Below are 20,663 nucleotides of genomic sequence, written 5' to 3'. Positions count from 1 at the left end.
CACCGCACGCCCCGCGGAAAGCGAGCATCCTGTAACGGAAATCAACTACTTTCAAAGCAACATAATTTACAAACAGCGTTATTAATAATTTCTTTACTTCAGCTTTACGCAGGTGTAAACAAGTCTTCAAACTCCCTTGTTAAAGTGAGAGAGTACTTCACTGACAACAAAGGGAGAGTGTAATTTCATGTTCAAAGCTACTATTGGGGCTCTTGCGTTAAGCCTTACAGTTATGGGATCAGGATTTACAGCGGATGCAGCTGAAAAAGAGAAAGAGATATTAAATGTAGCACATCGAGGTGCTTCTGGTTATGCACCGGAACACACGTTAACATCATACAAGATGGGCGAACAAATGCATGGGGATTACATAGAGGTAGATCTTCAGATGACAAAAGATGGTGAACTAATCGCTATGCATGATGAAACGCTTGACCGTACAACGAATGGAACAGGTCAGGTTAAAGATTACACGCTTGAAGAAATTAAAGAGCTTGATGCTGGCAGCTGGTTCAATGAGAAATATCCGGAAAAAGCAAACCCTGAGTATGAGGGTCTTAAAGTGCCAACGCTAGAAGAAGTGTTTCAAACATTCGGAAAGAATGCGAACTATTATATCGAAACAAAGTCTCCTGAAGTCTATCCTGGGATGGAAGAAAAACTCTCAAAATTGGTTGATGAATACAGAATCGACAAAGATACATTACTTGTGCAGTCGTTCAGCTCTGCAAGTTTATTAAAAATGAACCAGATTGACCCTTCTATAAAACTAGTACAGCTAATGTGGTACACGTCACCAGCTGCCCTTTCTGATGCTGAAGTTGAAGCTATTAAACAATATGCAGTCGGAATTGGACCAAACAGTACTATGATAGACAAAGATTATGTCCAGAAAACGGTTCAAAACGGACTTGAGATACATCCTTATACAGTTAACGAAAAAGAAGAAATGCATAAACTGATCGACTGGGGCGTAACCGGAATGTTCACAAACTTTCCAGACCTGTTGAATGAAGTGAAAAAAGGACGATAAACAAAAGCAGCTGGCATATATACGTCAGCTGTTTATTTTCTGTTTCAACAAAAAAAGAGCGGAAGTGATCCGCTCTAAACTTATTTGCTTAACCCTAGTCGAATATTCATAATCTTTCTTAATACAAAATAACTCAGGACTGCGCCAATGGCTGCGGAAAAATAATAGCCAAGTAATGAAGGCTGATCATAAGATCCGAAGATGCCTCCGCCCGCCATGCCGAATGCAAGTGCAAAGCAAACTACTACTCCTATACTGAAGAATCCTTTACCTTTCTCAAAAACCAGTAATCTGCCATTATTCTCGTTCTTCGTACGGCTAAAAAACAAGATTCCAAGAGGGAACGTAACCGCAAAATAAAGAAGAGGAGAAAGCAATACTAGATAATCTGGCATTCTGGTGTAATCCATTACCGAGCCATCGATTTCTGTAACAACATCAGTATAATAAGCGAATTCGAAAATGGGAACAGGCAGTGTAGCTATTGAAATAAAATCTCCGAACGAGTTAAATCTGCCGTTTACATCATACATCATATCTAATTCAATCCCGTGATACATCAGAAATGTTCCGATCAAAGAGAAGAAACCGATCGGGAAGAAAAGGAATATCAAACTTAAAATAAACTGAGATACAATGCTGCCAGCGATAGTTCCAATAAATAAACTGAAAGTAAATATGGCAATAGAATACGGTATAACGAGCGCCATAAAATGGAGCAAAAATGACGCATCTGCAATTTCATGTAAAATCGTGAAGCGTATAATAAGCATACATAACAATAGGTTAACTAATAGTCCTGTTGTAATATGTACAACACCAAACATCCATTTTGAAAGAAAAATATCTTTTCGTTTAAAAGGAAGTGAGAATGTAAGATCTGCAGAATGAGTGGTTCGCTCCTGTCCTAACAGCAATGAGGCGAATCCAACAAGAATAAGTGTCAAAAACAAAGCGATTTCAACACCATGAAAAGTGAAGTTTAATTGTGTATCATTAAATTTCTCTGCTTGTGTTTGAAGACTTTGTGCTCTTCCGAAAAAAGAGAATGGTAGAAAAAAGAATAAAGATAGGTATACGGCCCAAACAGCTGGAGCTGCTAGTTTTTGGTTTCTCATCCATAATGCTTTATGAAACATGTGATTCCCCTCCAAGCGATGAAATAAATATATCTTCAAGTGTCATCGGAAGTTCCTCTAACAATAATGGCTGCTCTTGCTGCATCTCCTTCATTGTTTCCTCGATATTGCCTTTGATCATCAACGTATACACTCTGCCGGTTTGAGAAAGAATGGTTACGTTGTTTAAGTTTGCAATTTTTTCAGGGAGAGAATGCTTATAAACAGCTTGAACTTTTCTGAAAGATGACTTAGCGTCTTCGATCGAAGTAGTTGATTCAATCTGACCATCCTTCATCATAATGAGCACGTCCGCAATCTTTTCAACTTCCTCAAGATGATGAGTGGAAATAAGAACACTTAATTGACGTTCACTTACTTCTTCAATAATAAATTGAAGGATATTTCGTTTTACGATCGGATCCAGCCCGTTTGTTGGTTCATCCAAAATAATAAAGTCTGCTTTTGTAGAGAATGAAAGAATCATAAGAAATAAAGCTTTCATCCCTTTGGAATAGGTTCTAAGCTTTCTGTTTTTTGGGAGCTTAAAACGATCCATTAACGAGTAAAAATACATCACGTCAAAGTCTTCATAGATTGCATCATACAGTTTCACAATCTCTTTTACGTTGTAGGTTTTTAAAATTTCTGTAGAGTCAGGAACATAAGTAAGCTTTTGTTTAACTTCAGGCTTCTGGTGGATATTGATTTCATTAAATGTTACTTCGCCTTCGTCAGGATCCAGAATTCCAGCAAGTGTTCTGAGCAAAGTAGATTTACCGACCCCGTTACGGCCAACAATGCCTGAAATCATACCTGGTTCAAGAGTAATATTGACATTCTCTAAAACCTGGCGTCCATCTATCTTTTTACTAACATTAATCATTTTTAACATGGTCGTTATTCCCTCCAAGCTCTTCAGAAAACTTTTTAATCCATAGTGCCAGCGTTTGCTGATCGATTCCTAAATACGAAGCATCGATGACAAGCTGTTTGATATGCTTCTTCATTTCGGCAATCTTCTGCTCATCGGCTCTAGGGGTGATGGAAGCAGAAACGAATGTGCCCTTGCCGCGGAGAGTCTCTATGATCCCTTGGCGTTCGAGCTCTTGATAAGCTTTGCTTACTGTGTTTGGATTTATCAATAATGTTCCTGATAGTTCTCTTACCGAAGGCAACTTATCTTCGGGTTGCAGGATCTCCTTCAAAATCAGTTCTTTAATTTGATGGACGACTTGCTCCCATATCGGCGTATTGCTTCGGGGATCTAAATTTAAAATCATATTATCCCACCTTTAAATACTACGTGTGTACTACTTAATGTAGTACACTTATAACTTACATGATTAGTAAATTCCTGTCAATGTACTTTTCTTTACTTTTTATAATTCAGGAATCTACAATAATTGCAGGAGGTGTTCAGCATGAAACACTTAATTGATGAAGCAAAGCTGCTGATTTTTGATCTGGACGGAACTCTATATGAAGACACGGATCATTTTGATTATTATTGCAGGCTGATGCAGCAGCATGTTGCAGATGATAAGAAACAGGCATTTTGGGATACATATGAGAGCATGAAAAAGGGGACTCATCCTGTTGCGATTGGGAAAGTATATGATATTAAAAATGATACGAGTGTAACCGTTGACCCTATGACGCTTCAGGTAACGAAGGTTACTTCATTTGATGGGGAAGAATGGCCGGAAGAAAGAATAAAGCAAGAGTATGCAGGTGAACTGGTATATGATTTTGAACGTCTGATCGCGATCGGTGATGGATGGTGGCTGCCTTATGCGACAGCTATGCATTTTGGATTAAAACAAAGCGATACGTGGGAATGCTATAACGCAACAAAAGAATATATGGTTACAGATCAGTTTCATTTAACTAAAACACCTGGGCTTAGAGACGGTTTGATTCGTTTAAAAGAGGAAAAGAAGCTGGTCCTGCTCACGAACAGTGAAAGAGAAGATGTGAAAAGATTGCTTAACGAGCTTGAGCTAGAGGGAATATTTCATGCTCTTTATACAGAAGGACATAAGCCGCTGAAAACAAAAGAAAAGATGCAAACCATTCTAGACGAATTTGGTGTTCAGCCGCATGAAGCCGTTTCGATCGGTGATAATTTTATTAATGAAATTGCACCTGCACTTTTAATGGGTTTAAAAGCAATCTATATACAGCCTAACCGGATAGAGGTTGAGCATGAAAATCTTACCGTTGTCCCTACCTTGACGAACGCTTTATAAAAAAGTTTCTCATGACTTGTTCTAAATTGGACAAATCCCCTTACACTTTATAGTAGGTATAAAAGGGGGCATGTGTTTTGAGAAAATCCATGTGGTTAATGCTGGGCTTTGCCGTATATGGTGCATTGATGTGGTATTACTTGTTTCACGGAGCAGATTCAGCATTGCCAGTAGACCTTAAGGGATCTGCAGCAGACCCGGCTATGTTTATGACCGAAAGGGAGTTGGAGCTGAGCACTGATTTTTCAAGAATAAAGGACTTTTTGTACTTCATTTCTGTACCGCTTGAATGGCTGATCTATTTGTTTGTTCTAGGTTTTGGTCTGTCAAAATGGTTTCGAAAAGCAGCCGGGGGACTTACGAAATTTTCTATCGTCCATACGGCAGTGTACGTATTGCTTCTGTCGTTTGCGAGCTGGGTGTTAACTTTTCCGCTTCGCTACTATAGCTTTACCGTATCAAAAAGCTATAACATATCTGTCCAATCCTTTCATAGCTGGATGAGAGATGGTGTAGTGGATTTCTGGATCAGCTGGGCACTGACAACGCTCATGGTTGGAGTTATGTATTGGCTGATCAAAAAGTATGAAAAGAGATGGTGGCTGTTTGCATGGCTGCTCTCCATTCCATTTACTGTGTTTTTATACTTTATTCAGCCTGTCGTGATTGATCCGTTATACAACAAGTTCTATCCGCTTCAGGATGAAGCTTTAAAAGAAAAGATACTGAACATTGCGGATAAAGCGGATATACCGGCTGAAAATGTGTATGAAGTGAACATGTCTGAAAAAACGAATGCATTAAACGCATATGTGAATGGAATTGGTTCTAACTTGAGAATCGTCCTATGGGATACGACGTTGAATAAGTTGAGTGATAACCAAGTACTGTTCGTCATGGCTCATGAGATCGGGCATTACGTGATGAATCATCTTTATTGGAACTTGATTTCTTCAATTGTTCTTTCTTTCTTGGGGTTGTGGCTGGGTAATATCATCTATCGAAAATGGATTGAGCAATACGGTAAGACGTGGGGTGTTAAAGGAGTGGGAGACCTCGCAGCTCTTCCTGCTTTGCTTTTAATATTCTCGCTCCTCAGTTTTGCGGTATCTCCAGTAGAAAATGCGGTTTCGAGAAAAGCGGAACGGGATGCTGACCAGTACGCGATTCAGATGACAAAGAATCCTGAAGCAGCAGTAGGTGCTTTTCAGCAGCTGGCTACCGTATCATTGAGCGAGGTTAATCCGCCTAAAATTGTGAAGTGGTTTTTGTATGGCCATCCGACAATGCTTGAGCGCATCCACTTTTTAGACAGCTATAATACAGGAAAAACTTTGGATAAAGAGCAGTTACCTCATTAAATAAAAGAAAAGCTGGCCGAGAGTGATTGAAATCCACTTTTACGGACCAGCTTTTTCGTGTTTACGAGCGTTTCTCAAGATTTATGAGCGTTTTTCGAGATTTATGAGCGTTTCTCGAGATTTATGAGCGTTTCTCGAGATTTATGAGCGTTTCTCAAGATTTATGCGCGTTTTTCAAGATTTATGTGCGTTTCTCGAGATTTATGAGCGTTTCTCGAGATTTATGCGCGTTTTTCAAGATTTATGAGCGTTTCTCGAGATTTACGAGCGCTTCTTAAGATTTACGAGCGCTTCTCAAGATTTACGAGCGAAACCCAGGTCTATATGGAAACCCATAGCTTTATTTCACTGCCTGCAGGCTTACATTCGGAAGTACCAAAACTTCTACTCGGCGGTTCTTCGCTCTGCCTTCTGCTGTTTTATTATCAGCTTTCGGCCGGTATTCCCCATAGCCGCTGGCACTTACTTGATTTGGCTTTAACGCGGGATTCTCAAGCAGAACCCGCATAAAGTTAATTCCGCGGAATGCGCTCAGCTCCCAGTTTGATTGGAAACTAGCTGTACTGATCGGCACATTGTCAGTATGTCCTGCAATCACAATATTGCGAGGAGGGTTCGTAACAAGGAGATCAGAAAGCTTATTGCCGATTTCTCTTGAACCAGGTTTAACTGTTGCACTGCCGGAATCGAATAGGGCATTATCTAGGATGGTAATCAATAAGCCGTTCTCCGTTAACTGGGTTTGGAGACTTGTTGTAAGATTGTTAGCGTGAATAAATGCATTGATTCTTTTTTCCAAGTTTTCAAGAGCTTCAAGTTCTTTCTTAGCTTCTTCAAGACGTTCTTTTTCTTCCTTAGAGATGATTTCTTTTTGCGTCTGAGGAATAGGTGTTGAATCTGGAGTAGGGATTGGCGCTTGTTCCTCCATTACACCGGTTCCGCTTGTAAATTCATTTCGGAACGCACTTGCCATCTGCTTAAACTTTTGGGCATCAATCTCACTCATTGCAAATAGAACAATAAATAGAGCTAATAGCAATGTAAGCATGTCAGCATAAGGTATGAGCCAGGACTCGTCTACATGATCTTCATGATGCTTTTTCTTTTTAGCCAACTGTACCACCCGCTTTGTATTGGTCGCGTTCACTAGTCGGAATATATGTCAGAAGTTTTTCTTCTAATATTTTTGGTGATGTTCCATCTTGAATAGAAAGCAATCCTTCGATCATAATTTCTTTAATCATGACTTCTTTCTTTGATTTGCGTTTTAATTTATTGGCGAATGGATGCCAAAGTACATAACCGGTAAAAATCCCAAATAATGTTGCGATAAATGCTGCCGAAATCGCAGAACCCAGTGCAACGATGTCTGCCATATTGCTTAATGCAGCAACAAGTCCAACAACAGCTCCCAATACACCAAGAGTAGGAGCATAAGTACCAGCTTGCGTGAAAATTGTAGCGTTAGAAGCATGGCGTTCTTCCATGGTTTCTAAGTCTTTTAATAGCACGTCTTTAATGAATTCAGGAGGCTGGCCGTCAACGATCATCTTGATTCCTTGCTGTAAGAATGGATCATCTACTTCTTCAGCTTTAGGTTCAAGGGCAAGAAGACCTTCTTTTCGGGCAACTGTAGCCCATTCGATAAAGATCGTTACAAGGTCCTTCATATCAATGAGTTTTTGTTCTTGAAAAAGCACTTTAAACAATGCTGGTATCTTTTTTATTTCACTCATCGGAAATGCGATTAGAATGGCTGCAGCTGTACCAGCAAAAATAATTAACAGTGCTGCAGGGTTGAGTAAAGAAACCGGACTGACACCTTTTAATACCATTCCGACTCCGATTGCAATAATTCCAAGAATAACCCCTATTAAACTCGAGCGATCCATAAGATGTTCCCCACTTTATCTTTTATTTCTGTAGCTAATTTCTTGTATGCTTAGATATTCTTTTATATCGGAAAGATAAGGGGAAACTTAATGATAAATGATGGAAAAACACACTTAGGGGAATAAATTTTTAAACAGCTGTTTAACAAAGCGGCGCCAGCAAAAGACAATTGATGGCTGTTTTTGATATGATGGAAGTTGATAAACTGAAGTGAAAAGAGGAATTTATTTGAAATTCAAGCCGGTTATTCTCACACTTATATTTGCAGGATTAATTGGACTTGCATTATATACATCACAAAAAGAAAGTGAAGAAGCAAAAAAACAAATACCAGCTGAACAAAATACCGGTTTGAAACCAGGAAGTATGGCGCCTGATTTTACACTTAATACCCTTGAGGGAAAACAAATCTCCCTTAAAGAATATAGGGGGAAAAAAGTAATATTAAATTTCTGGGCCACATGGTGTCCGCCATGCCGTGAAGAGATGCCTGAAATGCAGAAGTTTTATCAAGATTATAAACAGAAGGATGTCGAGATCCTTGCAGTTAACTTAGAATACTCTGAAACAAAGCCTGAAAAAATAAGGGATTTTGTAAAAGAATATGAACTTGAATTTCCAATCCCACTCGATGAAAAAAATACGACTGGAAAACAGTTCAGAGCGGTTTCGATCCCGACTAGCTACTTTATTGATGAAGAAGGAATCATCACGAAGATGCATATAGGTCCGATGGACTATAAGTTTATGGAAGATGAAATGCAGAAAATGAATTAATAAGAGTTATTTGTAAAACCTTTGTGGATTTTTGACAGAGGTTTTATTTGATTTAGGAGATGTTGATTTCCGCTCCAGGATGCTCGCTTTCCGCGGGGCGTGCGGTGAGCCCCCTAGGCTATTCAAGCCTGCAGGTGTCTCACCTGTCCCGCTAATCCCGCAGGAGTCTCGCACCTTGCGCTCCAATCAACTAGAAAATGTAGCATACTCTACAGAAAAAGTTCAAAGCAACAAATCCTTTAGAAAAAAGCAATTTTAATTGTTCAAGTTTCAATGTGAAAAGTAATTCTAAAGACCTGTTTCCTCATTTTGAAAAAATGGGAAAGTTGACCAATAGGGAAGATTTTCTTTTTGTCGAATTAAGGTATTAGAGAACTTATTGAATGTCAGAATTATTAATTGTGCTAAATATCCGTATCAGATTATGTAAGCGAAGGGGACTGCTTAATGAACAAGCAATATGAGGAAATTGATATAAAACGTATTGCAGATTTTCAGAGTACACTTTCAAATTGTCCCATCCATCTATTTGGACTAAAAAGAGAGAGCAAAGGTGATTATATTTTTACTCATTCTTCTGGAGGAATGTATGATGCTCTTGGGGTTTCCGGTAGACCAGCACCTGGGACAAAGCTTTATGAACTACATTCAAAGGAACTAGTATCAAGCTGGACGCCTCAAATAGAAAAAGCTTTCTCCGGAGAAACGCAGACAGCAGATATAGAAGTAGCAGCTCATACATTACGCACAACTTTGTATCCGGTTTCAGGTGAGAATCGAGTTATTGGCACTTCGTACATGGTGTCTTTAAAAGACCAGTCTGAGAGTATTCGTGATAATAAATTTAAACAGTTGTTTAACCACGCGCTTGAGGCCATTATTTTATGCCGTTCAAATATGGAGATCGCAGAAGTAAACGAAAGAGCTTGTGAGTTATTGGAACTATCCAGAGAAGACTTGATAGGAAAGAATGCCGAGACCTTTTTTATGAAGAATGGCAGAGATGTTATTCAAAAAAAATGGGGAGAGGTTATGCACGGCAAAAAAATCTCAGGGGAGTTTCGATATAGAACGCCTGACGGTTATCTAAAAGAAATTGAATATTCTTGTGAAAAAGATATGGTCGATTTTTTACATGTAACAATTCTTAAAGATGTTACAGATCAAAAATTAACGGAACAAAAGCTCTTGAAAGCAGAAACGCTGAATGTTGTTGGAGAATTAGCGGCAGGAGTGGCACATGAGATACGAAATCCTTTGACTTCTTTAAAGGGATTTGTTCAGCTGATTCAAAATCAAACAAATGACTTTAATCAGTATTTATCTATTATTTTGTCTGAAGTTCATCGGATTGAACATATCATTAAAGAGTTTCTTGTGTTGTCAAAAAGTAATACCCAGAACTTTGAAAAGGCAAGTATTGAAGCGATTATTAAGGATACTGTTGATTTATTGAACACACAGGCAATCATGAAAAATATTGAGATCTTAACAAGCTTTGAGGATGAAATTCCGTATGTGTTCTGTGACCCTATGCAATTGAAACAAGTCTTTATAAATTTTATCAAAAATGCGATTGAGGCTTCTTCAATAGGGAATAAGGTAGATGTGAAGATGAAGTTATGTCCGCATTCAGAATATATTCAGATACAAATATGTGATTACGGATGCGGAATGGAAGAATCGGTGTTAAAAAAGATCGGAAAACCATTTTTCACAACCAAGGATGAAGGAACAGGGTTGGGGTTAATGGTCAGCAATAATATTATCAAACATCATAACGGCAAGCTTGATGTGCAAAGCGAAAAAGGAATCGGAACAAAGTTTACCATCTCATTGCCTGTTAATCAGCAAAATTAAAAAGGGGCTGACTCAACTCGATTAGATAACTAAATTTTGATTTTATTTATTTTATTATTTTGACAAAAATAAAAAATTAGGGGCTGCCAAAAGTAAGTTCACCTTACTTTTGGGACAGCCCCTTTTTGTATCAGAGTATATTACCCTTTGAATAATTGAACGAACATTTTACCATATTGACCACCGTCAACTACACCGATACCAACGTTTGTGTAGTCAGATTTTAAGATGTTTTCACGGTGACCTTGAGAGTTCATTAAGCTAGTGTGAGCACCATCAACAGAAGAGTTTCCTGCTAGGTTTTCACCAGCTGTCTGATATTCCACACCAAACTGCTTCAACATATCAAATGGAGAACCATAAGTTGGTGAGTTGTGATCAAAATAGTTGTTGTCGATCATGTCTTTTGCTTTAACACGAGCTACTTTTGTTAATTCTGGATCAGCTTTTAATGCTGGTAAACCTTGCTTTTCACGTTCTTGGTTTACAAGATTAACCATTTGCTGCTCATCTGCAGTAAGTTCTGCACTAGTTTCAGCTTTTGGTGCTTCTTCAGCTGGAGCTTTTGTCTGCTCTTGCTGAGGTGCTGGAGCCGGAGCTGGAGCTGGTGCAGCTTGCTGTTGTTGTTGTGGAGCTGGAGCAGCTTGAGCTTGCTGCTGATTATTATTTAAAGAAGCAAATGGGCATGTAGATGCCGCTTCTGAGATTCCTGCGTTTGCGCCGAATAGGGAAGCGCCTAATACTGATGCTACTACTAATTTTTTCATAAGATGTTTCCCCTCCTAATAAATTATCTTACGTGTACATGTTTCGGGACTTTTGTAGGAGGGGTGGGGGTCTGGAATTAACTACCAGTTTAAACGACCCACAAGTTGGTTACATCATTACTTTGAATATCAATCATGAATACATCTGGGTTTTTTAATAGCTCCCATTCTATAAATCCAAATGACGGATCATATAGATTGATCAATAAGCTCATTAAGTTTCCATGCGTTACAAGCAATACAAAATGAAGACCAGCTTCCTTTAGTTCTTTTATGAGAGAATGAATTCTCTGTTTTGCCTCAAATGTAGACTCTCCGCCAGGAAACTTTAAATGTTCTTCTTTATATGTACGTTCTAAATGAAACCTCCAATCCCAATCAGGATCTGTTTGCGTTGAAAGGATCCGCTCGGCTAGCCGCTCGTCCGTTTGAATTTCGGTATGAGTGAATTTGGCATATGGCATTATTGTATCGATAGCCCTTTTAAAAGGACTCGATATAACACTGTCGAATCGATACCCTTCAAGAAAACGAGAAAGCTCCTTTGCTTGGTGTAAGCCTTCCTCCGTTAAGGGAGCATCATGTTCCTGACCACATGCTTTACAGTGTCTAACAGCTATAATTTTCATATATATTTCCTCACTTATATAGATGTTTTTTTTCTTTCTCCATTGACAAGTTGATTGGAGTGAAAGGTGCGAGACTCCTGCGGGACGAGCGAGACAGGTGAGACTCCTAAGGGCGTGAAGCGGCAGGAGGCTCACCGCACGCCCCGCGGAAAGCGAGCATCCTGTAGCGGAAATCAACAACATACAAAAAGACCTTATTTTTTCATTCGAGACGTTAAACCTGATTCCTTCCCGAATACTATAAATGGTGAAAGACGAAGGGAGATTGTTATGTATCCTGAATTAAATCATTTTAAACAAATGAAAAACGAATACGATGCTGATATCGCTCGAGCACAAGAGAAGTGGCAGCAGCTGAATAAACAAAAAGAATGGGCTTCTACTGAATATGAAGACTTATTGAATAAGTACGGTGCAAGAAATACAAAAGTTACGATGGAACATTTAACGGAAGCAAAAAACAGTTATCTGGCAGCAATGGAGAAAGAACGTGCTGCTATGGAACATCTTGATGAGTTAAAAGAAAATAGAGATGACAGGCTTTCAGAATACATAAAAACGGTGTACACATCCCGAGATCGAGAGCTTAATGCTTCAAAAAGCAGCATGGAGAAAAAAATTGATCAATTAGAGCGGTTGAAGGCAGAGTACTTAATGATGGTTCAGCAGATTCAAGAAATTCATGCCTATCGAATTTCAGTTGAAAAGGAAACAAATGAGGCAATTAATAGCTATCATCAATCTTATGAACCAAAGGAAATTCTGCCGCTATATCCACCACTGGCACGTTTGGAGATTCCTTTATCAGATATTCAGTATGTATTTCAAAAAGGAGAGCTTCCCGGTCATTTAAATAAATACCTCCCATTCAACGAAACACATTCTTCATTTTCAATAAAAAAGCCATAATCCTCCGAAAAGGATTATGGAAAGAAAACCGAACGCATGATGAAGAAATGGGGGTAGGGAATTGCTCTGCTGACCTCTTGCCAGCAGGAGAGATTTGTATCTCACAATCCTACTATATGACCTTTAGAGATAAATGGTATGGACAAGTGCCATGGGCATTCATGTATTTTTTACTTCTTTTAAAAAAAGCCGGCTCATTTAGGAAGTAATCCTCATGTGCCAGCTTATTTTTTATTTAACTTTTTGTTTCCACTTCTGCAGTAAGGCTGCTTCTTTATCAGGGTGTAAACCAGCTTTCCATTGATTCGATTCTAAATCTCTTGATTGTGACCATGAAGCCGTATCCTGAATGGTTTCTTCTATTGAACGGAAAACGAGTCCTTTATTTATGGCTTTCGAGTCATCTGCATAATCAAGACCTCGATATTCCTCACTTGCAATCCAAAGCGGCATCTCTACCCATTCTCCGACATTTTCTTCTATAAGGAAAGCTTCTGGAACAGCTACAATGGCAGCGTCGTTTTGATTTGCAACACACTTTTGTACAAAGTCATTAAAATTATAGCTTCTGCCTACGGCTTGATACACACCATTTTCCTTATTTTCTGCCATGCGTACAATCCAATCTGCTAAATCCCTTGCATCTATAAATCGGATTGTTGGATCTTTCATTTCGGGCACAATAATTTCTCCACCTTTCGCACCCCTGTGCGGCCAATAGGTAAATCGATCAGTATAGTCATGAGGACCAACAATTAACCCGGGACGAATGATCAATGCCTGTTCACCAAACACCTTTTGAACTTCTTTTTCACATGCCGCTTTCAAAGCACCATAAAATTCGCCGATTTCTGTTGTGTCCGGATCTTTAAGGACAGCCGTTTTAGCTTCTTCTGTTAAATAACGGACAGATTGATCTTCATATACAGATACAGATGACACAAAAAGATAAGAAGACACATTTTTTTGGAGGGCTTCTGCAGACTTCCTTACTTGTTTAGGAAAATACCCGCAAGTATCTACTACTGCATCCCAGCTTTTATTTTCTAAAAGAGAAAGATCTTGCTCACGGTCACCGATAATTTCTTCTACTCCTTGCAATAAGCCAGGTGCTGCGGTTTTACCTCTATGAAACAAAGTGACCTCGTGATTGTTTCTTAAAAAAGATTCCGCCAAATGCCTGCCTAAAAAACGTGTTCCGCCAATGATTAATACTTTCATCAATTACACCGCCTATTCCATTTTTCTTAATGCAGGAAGTCTCCACATGATTAACGTGTTAACAATAATTAAAGAAAGTGCTCCGCCAGCCATAATATTATCAATTGTAAAACCATACGAGATCAGCATCGATGTAACAGCTAGAGATAAGGGAGCGAGCCCCATACTTGCCATCGTTAAAAGTCCCATCAGCCGTCCAAGCAGCTTTTTATCTACAGAAGATTGAACCGCTGAGATGAGAGGAATATTTGTCGCTGGGAATGTAACCCCGATAAAAAAGATTGCCAGCATACAAAGATAAAGGGAAGAGCTTTGACTAAACCAGAAAAAGAAAATGTTCATTGTGAATAAAGAGATTGTTACCATCAATCCGCGTCTTTTCTTGATATTTAGAATGCCGATAATGACTGAACTGATCAGCATCCCTGCAGCCATAGAGCCCTCAATAAAACTAAAATCAAGTGCGCTTCCGTCGAGAATGTTTTTCACGAAAATAGGAAGCCCCATCATTAGTGGACCCACCACAAAAACGTTAAGAAAGATTGTGCTCAAAAACAAAGCTTTTAGAAAGGAGGATTGTTTTACAACATCGATTCCTTCCTTAATGGACTGCCACATACCTGGCTTCTTTGTTTCTGAACTTTCAGAAGCAGGAATATTTAATACATAGGCAAGGATCGCTGAAATTAATAACATAATTGCGGGTACACCGAACGACAGCAGATAGCCGCCGCTAGAGGCAACAAGCAGTCCGCCAATCATCGGACCAAGTATAAGCGAGCTCTGCTGGGTTGTTTGGATTACTGAATTAGCACGTGTCAACTGAGAGTTATCAACGACATTTGGCAGCAGGGAGCCGTTTGCCGGCCATACAAAAGCATCCAAGGCACCGAAAAGAAACCCGAAAATGATAAAAGACAAAAGTGATAGATGACCTGTTGCGAGCATAACTAGCAGACTGCATAGCACAATGGTTCTTAGAAAATTCGCTGCGTATAAAATTTTTGTCCTGCTGATTCTGTCTGCTAAAACACCGCCAATTGCCATGAACAAAATACGAGGTACGTTTGCAGCAATAAAAACGATTCCTAGTGAGGCTTCTTTATCAAGGGTTTTAACCACGTACCAGCTTTGTGAAAATTGAAAAATAGCAATAGAGAAAGAAGAACAAATAGTTATTGCCCAAATAAACAAAAAGGAACGCTGTCTAAATAATGATTCTATTTTAGGTTCAGCTAATGCTGAGGCTTGTGCCATCTCAATCAATCTCCTCTTCTGGATAAGGTGTATCTTTTAATGGAAACGAAAGCATGAAGTAGTGGTACATTTCACCTTCTTCCTGTTCATTCTTTTTAAATTCCGATATGAGCTCCGATATTTCTTTTGCTTTTTCATGAAGCTGTTTCACTTGATCGGGTGAAAGTTTTACGTGTCTATAGCCAAATTTGAGTGGAGAATCTGTATAAGCTAGAACTTCAGGGTCTAGCTTTCTGATCATGGATTTCGTTTTATCCAGGGAAACGAGAATGTTTTCCTTTAACGCATCAGAAAGTTCATCTTTTACAGTGTTGCGCTGATCAGGCAATATTTCTGCAATTGAAAATGATTGGGCTACAGGTCTGTAGAACTTTTGTATAATCCCGTTTTTTTCTTCCGTTCTTTCCACGACTAATAAGCCGACACGTTCCATCTCTTTCAGATGATAATGAATCTTTGGGGCAGGTACTTCCAAGATGTCGGCAAGTATTTTACCGGTCTTTGCCTCATCAAGGATCTCCCAAAGAATTTTAATGCGCAGCGGGTCACTTATTACCTTTAATTGCTCAATCTCACGTATATGATAAATTTCTTGCATGTTTAACACTCCTAAAACGTTCAAATATATTTGAATGTATCATAAAGTAATTATATGCTCAACGTCAATTGTTTTGCACATTATTTGTAAAAAAATAGTTCAAATGTTATGAAAATTCTTGTATAATCTTAGTATAATGTTCGCATTACAACTAGAAGCTGGAGGTTCACAGTATGGGGAATAAGGATTTAAAATCCTATGTGGAGAGATTAGAAAGAGTACATTACATTGTTTCAAAGCGGTTGCACCCAGAAATTGCGATTGAAAAAGAATTAACGAAGACACAATTTGTTCTTTTGAAAACATTATGTGTAAGAAATAAGTGGACAGTTTCAAAATTGGCCGAATATATGGGTGTTAAGCCAAGTGCAATCACTGTAGGGGCAGATCGATTGTACAAGCGTGGTTTTGTACAACGCTACCGAAGTGAACTTGACCGGCGAATTGTATATCTTGAAATCACAGACGAAGGACATGAGATTTTGAGGGAAGCTGAAAATGAGAGAGTGAACTCTATCAGTGACTACCTAAATCATTTGTCATCAGAAGAACTAGGAACTTTTATAGATATTTATGAAAAATTGGCTAGCGGTACACAGCCAGACACAGAAGAATATGTACTTTCCTCAAAGACCAGCTGATTATGGCTGGTTTTTTTTGTAGATTGATAAGCCGCGAATCTCTTCGTCAGTTTTGTTTCTCCGGTACTCATTTATCTAGAATAAACTCCGTGTCCTCGAAACTTCACTTCTTCGACCTTCTTGCTTCTAAATCTTCAAATGGAATTGATGTAGATTGATAAGCGTCGTTTCTCTTCTTTCATTTTTTCTCTATTATTTTTTCATAGATTTCATTCTATTTGAATTTTTCGATGCATAGGATGTGATAGAAACGAATTAAGAAGTGGAGGACGACAAATGTTTACCCCGCAATTAAATATGAAACGTTTACCGCTTTTATTAGCAGGAGCCATGCTTTTTATTGTCATTGCCACGAGTTTCATCACATCCTTTGAGCATAAGTACAGGCTGAGCTCATCCACCATGCATAAGTGGTTAACTGAGTTTTCAGGGGAAGCACTCGTATATTTTATAGGGTGGGAAAACAGATATTTTACACAGGAGCTGCCGAAAGAGAGCGAACCTCCAGCCTTATCCAGTATCTTGCTTGAGCTATCCACAAGTATTAAGCCTGGTGATATCAGAAGCTTGCTTGGAAACGAGCTGCCTGGATTTGCACTTTATGATTCAACTATTTTTGTAGCTGGAGAAGGGACGGACTATACAAACATCGGGTATGAATCACCCCCGCCGATGGATTTGCTTTTAAGCGGAGAGGATGCAGAGGTACAGGATATAGAAAGACTTCAGGATCCTGAACCTTCCGAACCTCAAAACCCGCCAAATCAGACAACTGATGGAAATAAAGTAGCTTACATTTATCATTCTCATAGCTGGGAGTCTTTCTTGCCGCATCTAAAAGGAGTAACAAATCCTGATCACGCTATCCACTCAAAGGTCAACATCACGATGGTTGGCAAAAAGCTTGGCGAAGAGCTTGAAGCTAGAGGAATCGGTTCCTCTGTAGATATGACGAATATGACAGAGTTCTTAAGAAAGAATAATGCTGATTATCGTAAAAGTTATCCGATGTCGAGAACGTTAGTGGAAAGTGCGATGGCCAGTAACGACAGCTTAGAACTAATCTTTGATCTGCATCGAGATTCATCCCGTAGAAAAACAACTACTACAACAATTGATGGAAAATCATATGCGAAAATATTATTCGTTATTGGAAAAGGAAATCCACACTTTGAAAAGAACCAAGCTATGGCACAAGAAATCCATAATATCTTAAATAAGAAATACCCAGGCATAAGCAGAGCTGTAATCGGAAAAAACAAATCTGAAGGAACCAATGGTGTCTATAATCAGGATCTTTCGGAAAAAGCATTGCTGATCGAATTCGGTGGTGTTGACAACAACATGGATGAATTGTACAGAAGTGCTGAAGCTGTCGCCGAAGCTGTTGCAGAGTATTATTGGAAGCAAAAAGATGTGAAAGCTGAATAGAGTTGCAGGCTCTAGAGGGTGTAGAATCCTCTAGAGTCTTTTTATGTGGCGGGTATTTGAGCGAGAGAACTTGTCTATGAATGTCGACTCGTGGATACATGGCTAAATCTCGTGGATTGGAGCTTGAAATTTTTGGATTGAAGGGCATAACTCGTGGGTAAACCTTTTAAACTTGTGGATTCACCCTGCAACCAGTGTCATAATACCCAGTCAGGTATAATTTAGGAACAGTTTCGTCCCTTCGAAACTGAACAAAATTTGTGTTAGAAGTCCTTAGAGTTCGTTAGAGGAAGATTTATTGGTCATAACAGGCATGAATTCTGCAAATCATAATTAAAAATGGTATAAAAAGAGAGAAACGCTTGTTTTAATTACCAATGGACGGGAATAAAAAGAGAAAAGAGAAGAATGTGAAAAAGGAGCTATTGCATGAAGCGGATGAAACGAATATGGGAATTCTTCCTTACTGTACTATTGCTTATCTGTTTATACATCGTGTTCTTTGCAGAAGGATATGTCATCATTAAAACGGTATTCGGGCTCCTGTACATTGCGGTGATTTTGTATACGATCTATTCTTTGATGCTGGAAAACAGAACCGCACAGCACACACTTCTATGGATTTATGTACTTATATTATTTCCTTTTATCGGATATATGTTTTATCTGTATTCAGGACAGCTTTATTTAAAAGGACATTTGTTCAAGTCTAAACGTAAAAATGATCGTGATGAATGGATCAGAGTTTCCAAACAGGATGAGAAGCCTGATTTCAGTGACCTAAAAAGGCATCAGCAATGCTTTGCAACGCATGCGCATCACATCACATTAACAAAAATTAATCGTCATACCGGTACAAAGATATTGCAAAACGGGCAAGAAACTTTTCCCGAAATTATAAGAAGACTGCAAGAGGCGAAAGAGTACATACACATTCAATATTATATCTTTCGTTCTGACCGGCTCGGAAAAGATATCATCGACCTTTTAATCAAAAAAGCGAATGAAGGTGTTAAGGTCAGATTCCTATTTGATGGAGTAGGCAGTTTATCTCTTCAGCAATATGATATTGACCGTATGAAAAAAGCAGGTATTCTTGTAGAAGCATTCTTGCCGGTAAGGTATGGATTTTTTAACCAGAAACTTAACTTCAGAAACCATAGAAAAATAATTGTTATCGATGGTAAAGTTGGTTTCGTTGGCGGGTTAAACGTTGGAGTAGAGTACCTAGGAGAAGATCCTGATATCGGATTTTGGCGCGATACCCACATGGTCATGGAGGGGGAAGCCGTTCAAGTTCTTCATGCGATATTCCTGATGGACTGGGAATATGTATGTGGAGAAGATCTTCTGGAAGATTCTCATTTAACGGAAGCCTATCCTTCAGATGGGGATGGGGTCGTACATGTTGTTGCGAGTGGTCCAGATACCCAGTTGGGAATCATGAGTGATTTGTATTATTCATTGATCTCATGTGCGGAAAAATCTATTTGGATCGCCACACCGTATTTTGTTCCGAATGAAGCCATCCGGACTGCATTAAGGGTCGCTGCTAAAAAAGGCGTCCAAGTTAGGCTGATGGTACCTGAGATCAACGATGGATTTTTAACTCAATATGCGACCCGCTCTTATTTTCCTGAGCTGCTCCGTTCAGGTATTGAAATCTATTCGTATCAAAAAGGGTTTCTGCATCAGAAAGTTATCATCATTGATGGAGATACCGCATCCATCGGAACAGCGAATATGGATATGAGAAGCTTTCATTTAAATTTTGAAGTGAATGTATTTTTGCTTAACACAAAGTCAGTTAACGACCTCGTTGAACAATATGAAGAAGACATGGAAGAATCAACAAAGATTCGTCCTGTAGAGTTTTATAAAAGAGGGCTGTGGGAAAGAACGAAAGAATCATTCTCCCGTCTTTTCTCAGGTGTTCTCTAATCAAGAGTTTACGAGGTTATAAAAAACAATTGTTTTTTCAGAGGAAAACAAAGAATAGAAATTCCTCCTTGCGAATAGGGTTGTACGAGACCATAAAAGCGAGGGGGATTTTTTTATGGACTGGCTTGAAGCCCTTATTTTAGGTATTGTCCAAGGTTTAACAGAATTCTTGCCGGTAAGTTCAACTGGTCATCTGCTGCTGGGAAGGCAGATCTTCAATTTAGAGGAAGCGGGACTATTTCTTGACAGCATGCTTCATATTGGGACATTGATTGCTGTTATGACGGTTTATTGGAAAGATATTCTTAAAGTAATAAAAAATCCATTTAGCAAAACGGGGATATTGCTTATTGCAGGAACTATTCCAACTGCCATTATTGGACTTGCTTTTAAGGATTTCTTTGAAGAGATTTCAAAAACCGGTGTAACAGTTGGGTGGGAGTTCTTAGTAACAGGGCTGTTGCTTTGGTGGGCTGATTCTTTTAAGAGAAACGGGTATAAAGGAATCGAGGAGATCACAATCCGGGATGCTCTCGTAATCGGCACTTTTCAGGGAGCGGCTATTCTGCCTGCGGTTTCGCGTTCAGGTTTAACGATAGCAGCAGCTCTATTTTGCAAAATTGATAAAAAAGCTGCCGCTTATTTTTCATTTCTTTTGTCGATCCCATCAATCGCAGGCGGAGTGGTATTGCAGTCTAAAGATCTATTTACATCAACTGCGCCTTCCATTGCATACTCATCTTTAATTATAGGTACAATCGCCTCTGCATTATTTGGATATATCGCTGTGAAATGGATGATTAAATTATTGCAAACAGGTACGTTAAAAGGGTTTGCGATCTATGTATGGCTGATCGGTTTAATCGTTCTGGGACTGCAATTTTCAGGAAAAATGTAAAGTATTTGTTAACACTTAAAAAATGGATTGACAATTAAAAGACGGAGGATTACAGTATATGTAATTCAAAATTTAGC

At 38.9% G+C, this 20,663-nt stretch carries 20 protein-coding genes; 10 read left to right on the top strand and 10 right to left on the bottom strand.

Translation table 11 applies throughout. The annotated features are described in order from the left end of the window. Positions 1-187 precede the first annotated feature (187 nt). Positions 188-1,033, top strand: coding sequence for a glycerophosphodiester phosphodiesterase (locus UN64_RS12975; RefSeq protein ID WP_077363323.1), 846 nt, complete (start codon positions 188-190; stop codon positions 1,031-1,033). Positions 1,034-1,113: 80 nt separating this feature from the next. Here the strand turns inward: UN64_RS12975 and UN64_RS12970 are convergent, their stop codons facing one another. The 3 genes from UN64_RS12970 to UN64_RS12960 are packed head-to-tail and all read right to left on the bottom strand — an operon-like array spanning position 1,114 to position 3,434. Then, entirely contained in the window at positions 1,114-2,172 is a 1,059-nt protein-coding gene (locus UN64_RS12970) for an ABC transporter permease subunit (protein ID WP_077363321.1), read from the bottom strand. Beyond that, positions 2,162-3,046: an ABC transporter ATP-binding protein gene (locus UN64_RS12965; protein WP_077363319.1), complete on the bottom strand. Its 885-nt coding sequence runs from the start codon at positions 3,044-3,046 to the stop codon at positions 2,162-2,164. Before UN64_RS12965 ends, UN64_RS12970 begins: the two co-directional genes overlap by 11 nt. Continuing rightward, the gene (locus tag UN64_RS12960; protein ID WP_077363317.1) at positions 3,030-3,434 is read right to left on the bottom strand and encodes a GntR family transcriptional regulator; all 405 of its coding nucleotides are present in this window, start codon (positions 3,432-3,434) and stop codon (positions 3,030-3,032) included. The genes UN64_RS12965 and UN64_RS12960 overlap by 17 nt, the downstream gene beginning before the upstream one ends. A gap of 141 nt (positions 3,435-3,575) precedes the next feature. Between UN64_RS12960 and UN64_RS12955 the strand changes: the two genes are divergently transcribed. Both UN64_RS12955 and UN64_RS12950 read left to right on the top strand, forming a co-directional pair. Further along, entirely contained in the window at positions 3,576-4,403 is an 828-nt protein-coding gene (locus UN64_RS12955) for an HAD family hydrolase (RefSeq protein ID WP_077363315.1), read from the top strand. A gap of 77 nt (positions 4,404-4,480) precedes the next feature. Further along, a complete protein-coding gene (locus tag UN64_RS12950; RefSeq protein ID WP_077363313.1) occupies positions 4,481-5,764 on the top strand; it encodes a M48 family metallopeptidase in 1,284 nt (427 codons plus the stop codon). 340 nt (positions 5,765-6,104) lie between these two features. On the opposite strand, the gene motB is transcribed toward UN64_RS12950, so the two are convergent. Together motB and motA are read right to left on the bottom strand one after the other, a co-directional pair. Further along, complete coding sequence (gene motB, locus UN64_RS12945; RefSeq protein ID WP_077363311.1) at positions 6,105-6,878, bottom strand: flagellar motor protein MotB; 774 nt, start codon at positions 6,876-6,878, stop codon at positions 6,105-6,107. Further along, positions 6,871-7,656 (bottom strand): flagellar motor stator protein MotA, encoded by a 786-nt coding sequence (gene motA / locus UN64_RS12940; RefSeq protein ID WP_077363309.1) that lies wholly within the window; start codon positions 7,654-7,656, stop codon positions 6,871-6,873. The genes motB and motA overlap by 8 nt, the downstream gene beginning before the upstream one ends. Positions 7,657-7,885: 229 nt before the next feature. Here motA and UN64_RS12935 point away from each other — a divergent pair, with 229 nt between their 5' ends. Continuing rightward, positions 7,886-8,434, top strand: a complete 549-nt coding sequence (locus UN64_RS12935) for a peroxiredoxin family protein (RefSeq protein ID WP_077363307.1) — start codon at positions 7,886-7,888, stop codon at positions 8,432-8,434. A gap of 447 nt (positions 8,435-8,881) precedes the next feature. Next, the gene (locus UN64_RS12930) at positions 8,882-10,294 is read left to right on the top strand and encodes an ATP-binding protein (RefSeq protein WP_077363305.1); all 1,413 of its coding nucleotides are present in this window, start codon (positions 8,882-8,884) and stop codon (positions 10,292-10,294) included. A gap of 140 nt (positions 10,295-10,434) precedes the next feature. Here the strand turns inward: UN64_RS12930 and UN64_RS12925 are convergent, their stop codons facing one another. Both UN64_RS12925 and UN64_RS12920 read right to left on the bottom strand, forming a co-directional pair. Next, positions 10,435-11,061, bottom strand: coding sequence for a CAP domain-containing protein (locus UN64_RS12925; RefSeq protein WP_077363303.1), 627 nt, complete (start codon positions 11,059-11,061; stop codon positions 10,435-10,437). 89 nt (positions 11,062-11,150) lie between these two features. Further along, on the bottom strand, positions 11,151-11,690 hold the full coding sequence (locus UN64_RS12920) for a histidine phosphatase family protein (protein ID WP_077363301.1): 540 nt from the start codon (positions 11,688-11,690) through the stop codon (positions 11,151-11,153). A 270-nt stretch (positions 11,691-11,960) separates the two neighbouring features. Here UN64_RS12920 and UN64_RS12915 point away from each other — a divergent pair, with 270 nt between their 5' ends. Next, on the top strand, positions 11,961-12,599 hold the full coding sequence (locus UN64_RS12915; protein WP_077363299.1) for a hypothetical protein: 639 nt from the start codon (positions 11,961-11,963) through the stop codon (positions 12,597-12,599). 231 nt (positions 12,600-12,830) lie between these two features. Here the strand turns inward: UN64_RS12915 and UN64_RS12910 are convergent, their stop codons facing one another. The 3 genes from UN64_RS12910 to UN64_RS12900 are packed head-to-tail and all read right to left on the bottom strand — an operon-like array spanning position 12,831 to position 15,675. Further along, on the bottom strand, positions 12,831-13,820 hold the full coding sequence (locus tag UN64_RS12910) for an NAD-dependent epimerase/dehydratase family protein (protein WP_077363297.1): 990 nt from the start codon (positions 13,818-13,820) through the stop codon (positions 12,831-12,833). A gap of 12 nt (positions 13,821-13,832) precedes the next feature. Then, positions 13,833-15,077 (bottom strand): MFS transporter, encoded by a 1,245-nt coding sequence (locus UN64_RS12905; protein ID WP_077363295.1) that lies wholly within the window; start codon positions 15,075-15,077, stop codon positions 13,833-13,835. Position 15,078: 1 nt separating this feature from the next. Then, the gene (locus tag UN64_RS12900) at positions 15,079-15,675 is read right to left on the bottom strand and encodes an ArsR/SmtB family transcription factor (RefSeq protein ID WP_077363293.1); all 597 of its coding nucleotides are present in this window, start codon (positions 15,673-15,675) and stop codon (positions 15,079-15,081) included. Between the two features lie 173 nt (positions 15,676-15,848). On the opposite strand from UN64_RS12900, the gene UN64_RS12895 reads away from it, so the two are divergent. The 4 genes from UN64_RS12895 (at position 15,849) to UN64_RS12880 (ending at position 20,586) form a co-directional block, all read left to right on the top strand. After that, a complete protein-coding gene (locus UN64_RS12895) occupies positions 15,849-16,316 on the top strand; it encodes a MarR family winged helix-turn-helix transcriptional regulator (RefSeq protein ID WP_077363291.1) in 468 nt (155 codons plus the stop codon). A gap of 276 nt (positions 16,317-16,592) precedes the next feature. Continuing rightward, positions 16,593-17,747: a stage II sporulation protein P gene (spoIIP, locus tag UN64_RS12890; RefSeq protein ID WP_245802016.1), complete on the top strand. Its 1,155-nt coding sequence runs from the start codon at positions 16,593-16,595 to the stop codon at positions 17,745-17,747. A 429-nt stretch (positions 17,748-18,176) separates the two neighbouring features. Beyond that, positions 18,177-19,688 carry a cardiolipin synthase gene (gene cls / locus UN64_RS12885; RefSeq protein ID WP_077363289.1) on the top strand — a complete coding sequence of 504 codons (1,512 nt, stop codon included), beginning with the start codon at positions 18,177-18,179 and terminating at the stop codon, positions 19,686-19,688. Between the two features lie 115 nt (positions 19,689-19,803). Beyond that, positions 19,804-20,586, top strand: coding sequence for an undecaprenyl-diphosphate phosphatase (locus UN64_RS12880; RefSeq protein ID WP_077363287.1), 783 nt, complete (start codon positions 19,804-19,806; stop codon positions 20,584-20,586). Positions 20,587-20,663 lie beyond the last annotated feature (77 nt).

Source organism: Fictibacillus arsenicus (genome assembly GCF_001999465.1).
Classification (GTDB): domain Bacteria; phylum Bacillota; class Bacilli; order Bacillales; family Fictibacillaceae; genus Fictibacillus; species Fictibacillus arsenicus.
Note: the sequence above shows the minus strand (reverse complement) of the source record. Positions and strands in the feature narration are given on the sequence as shown.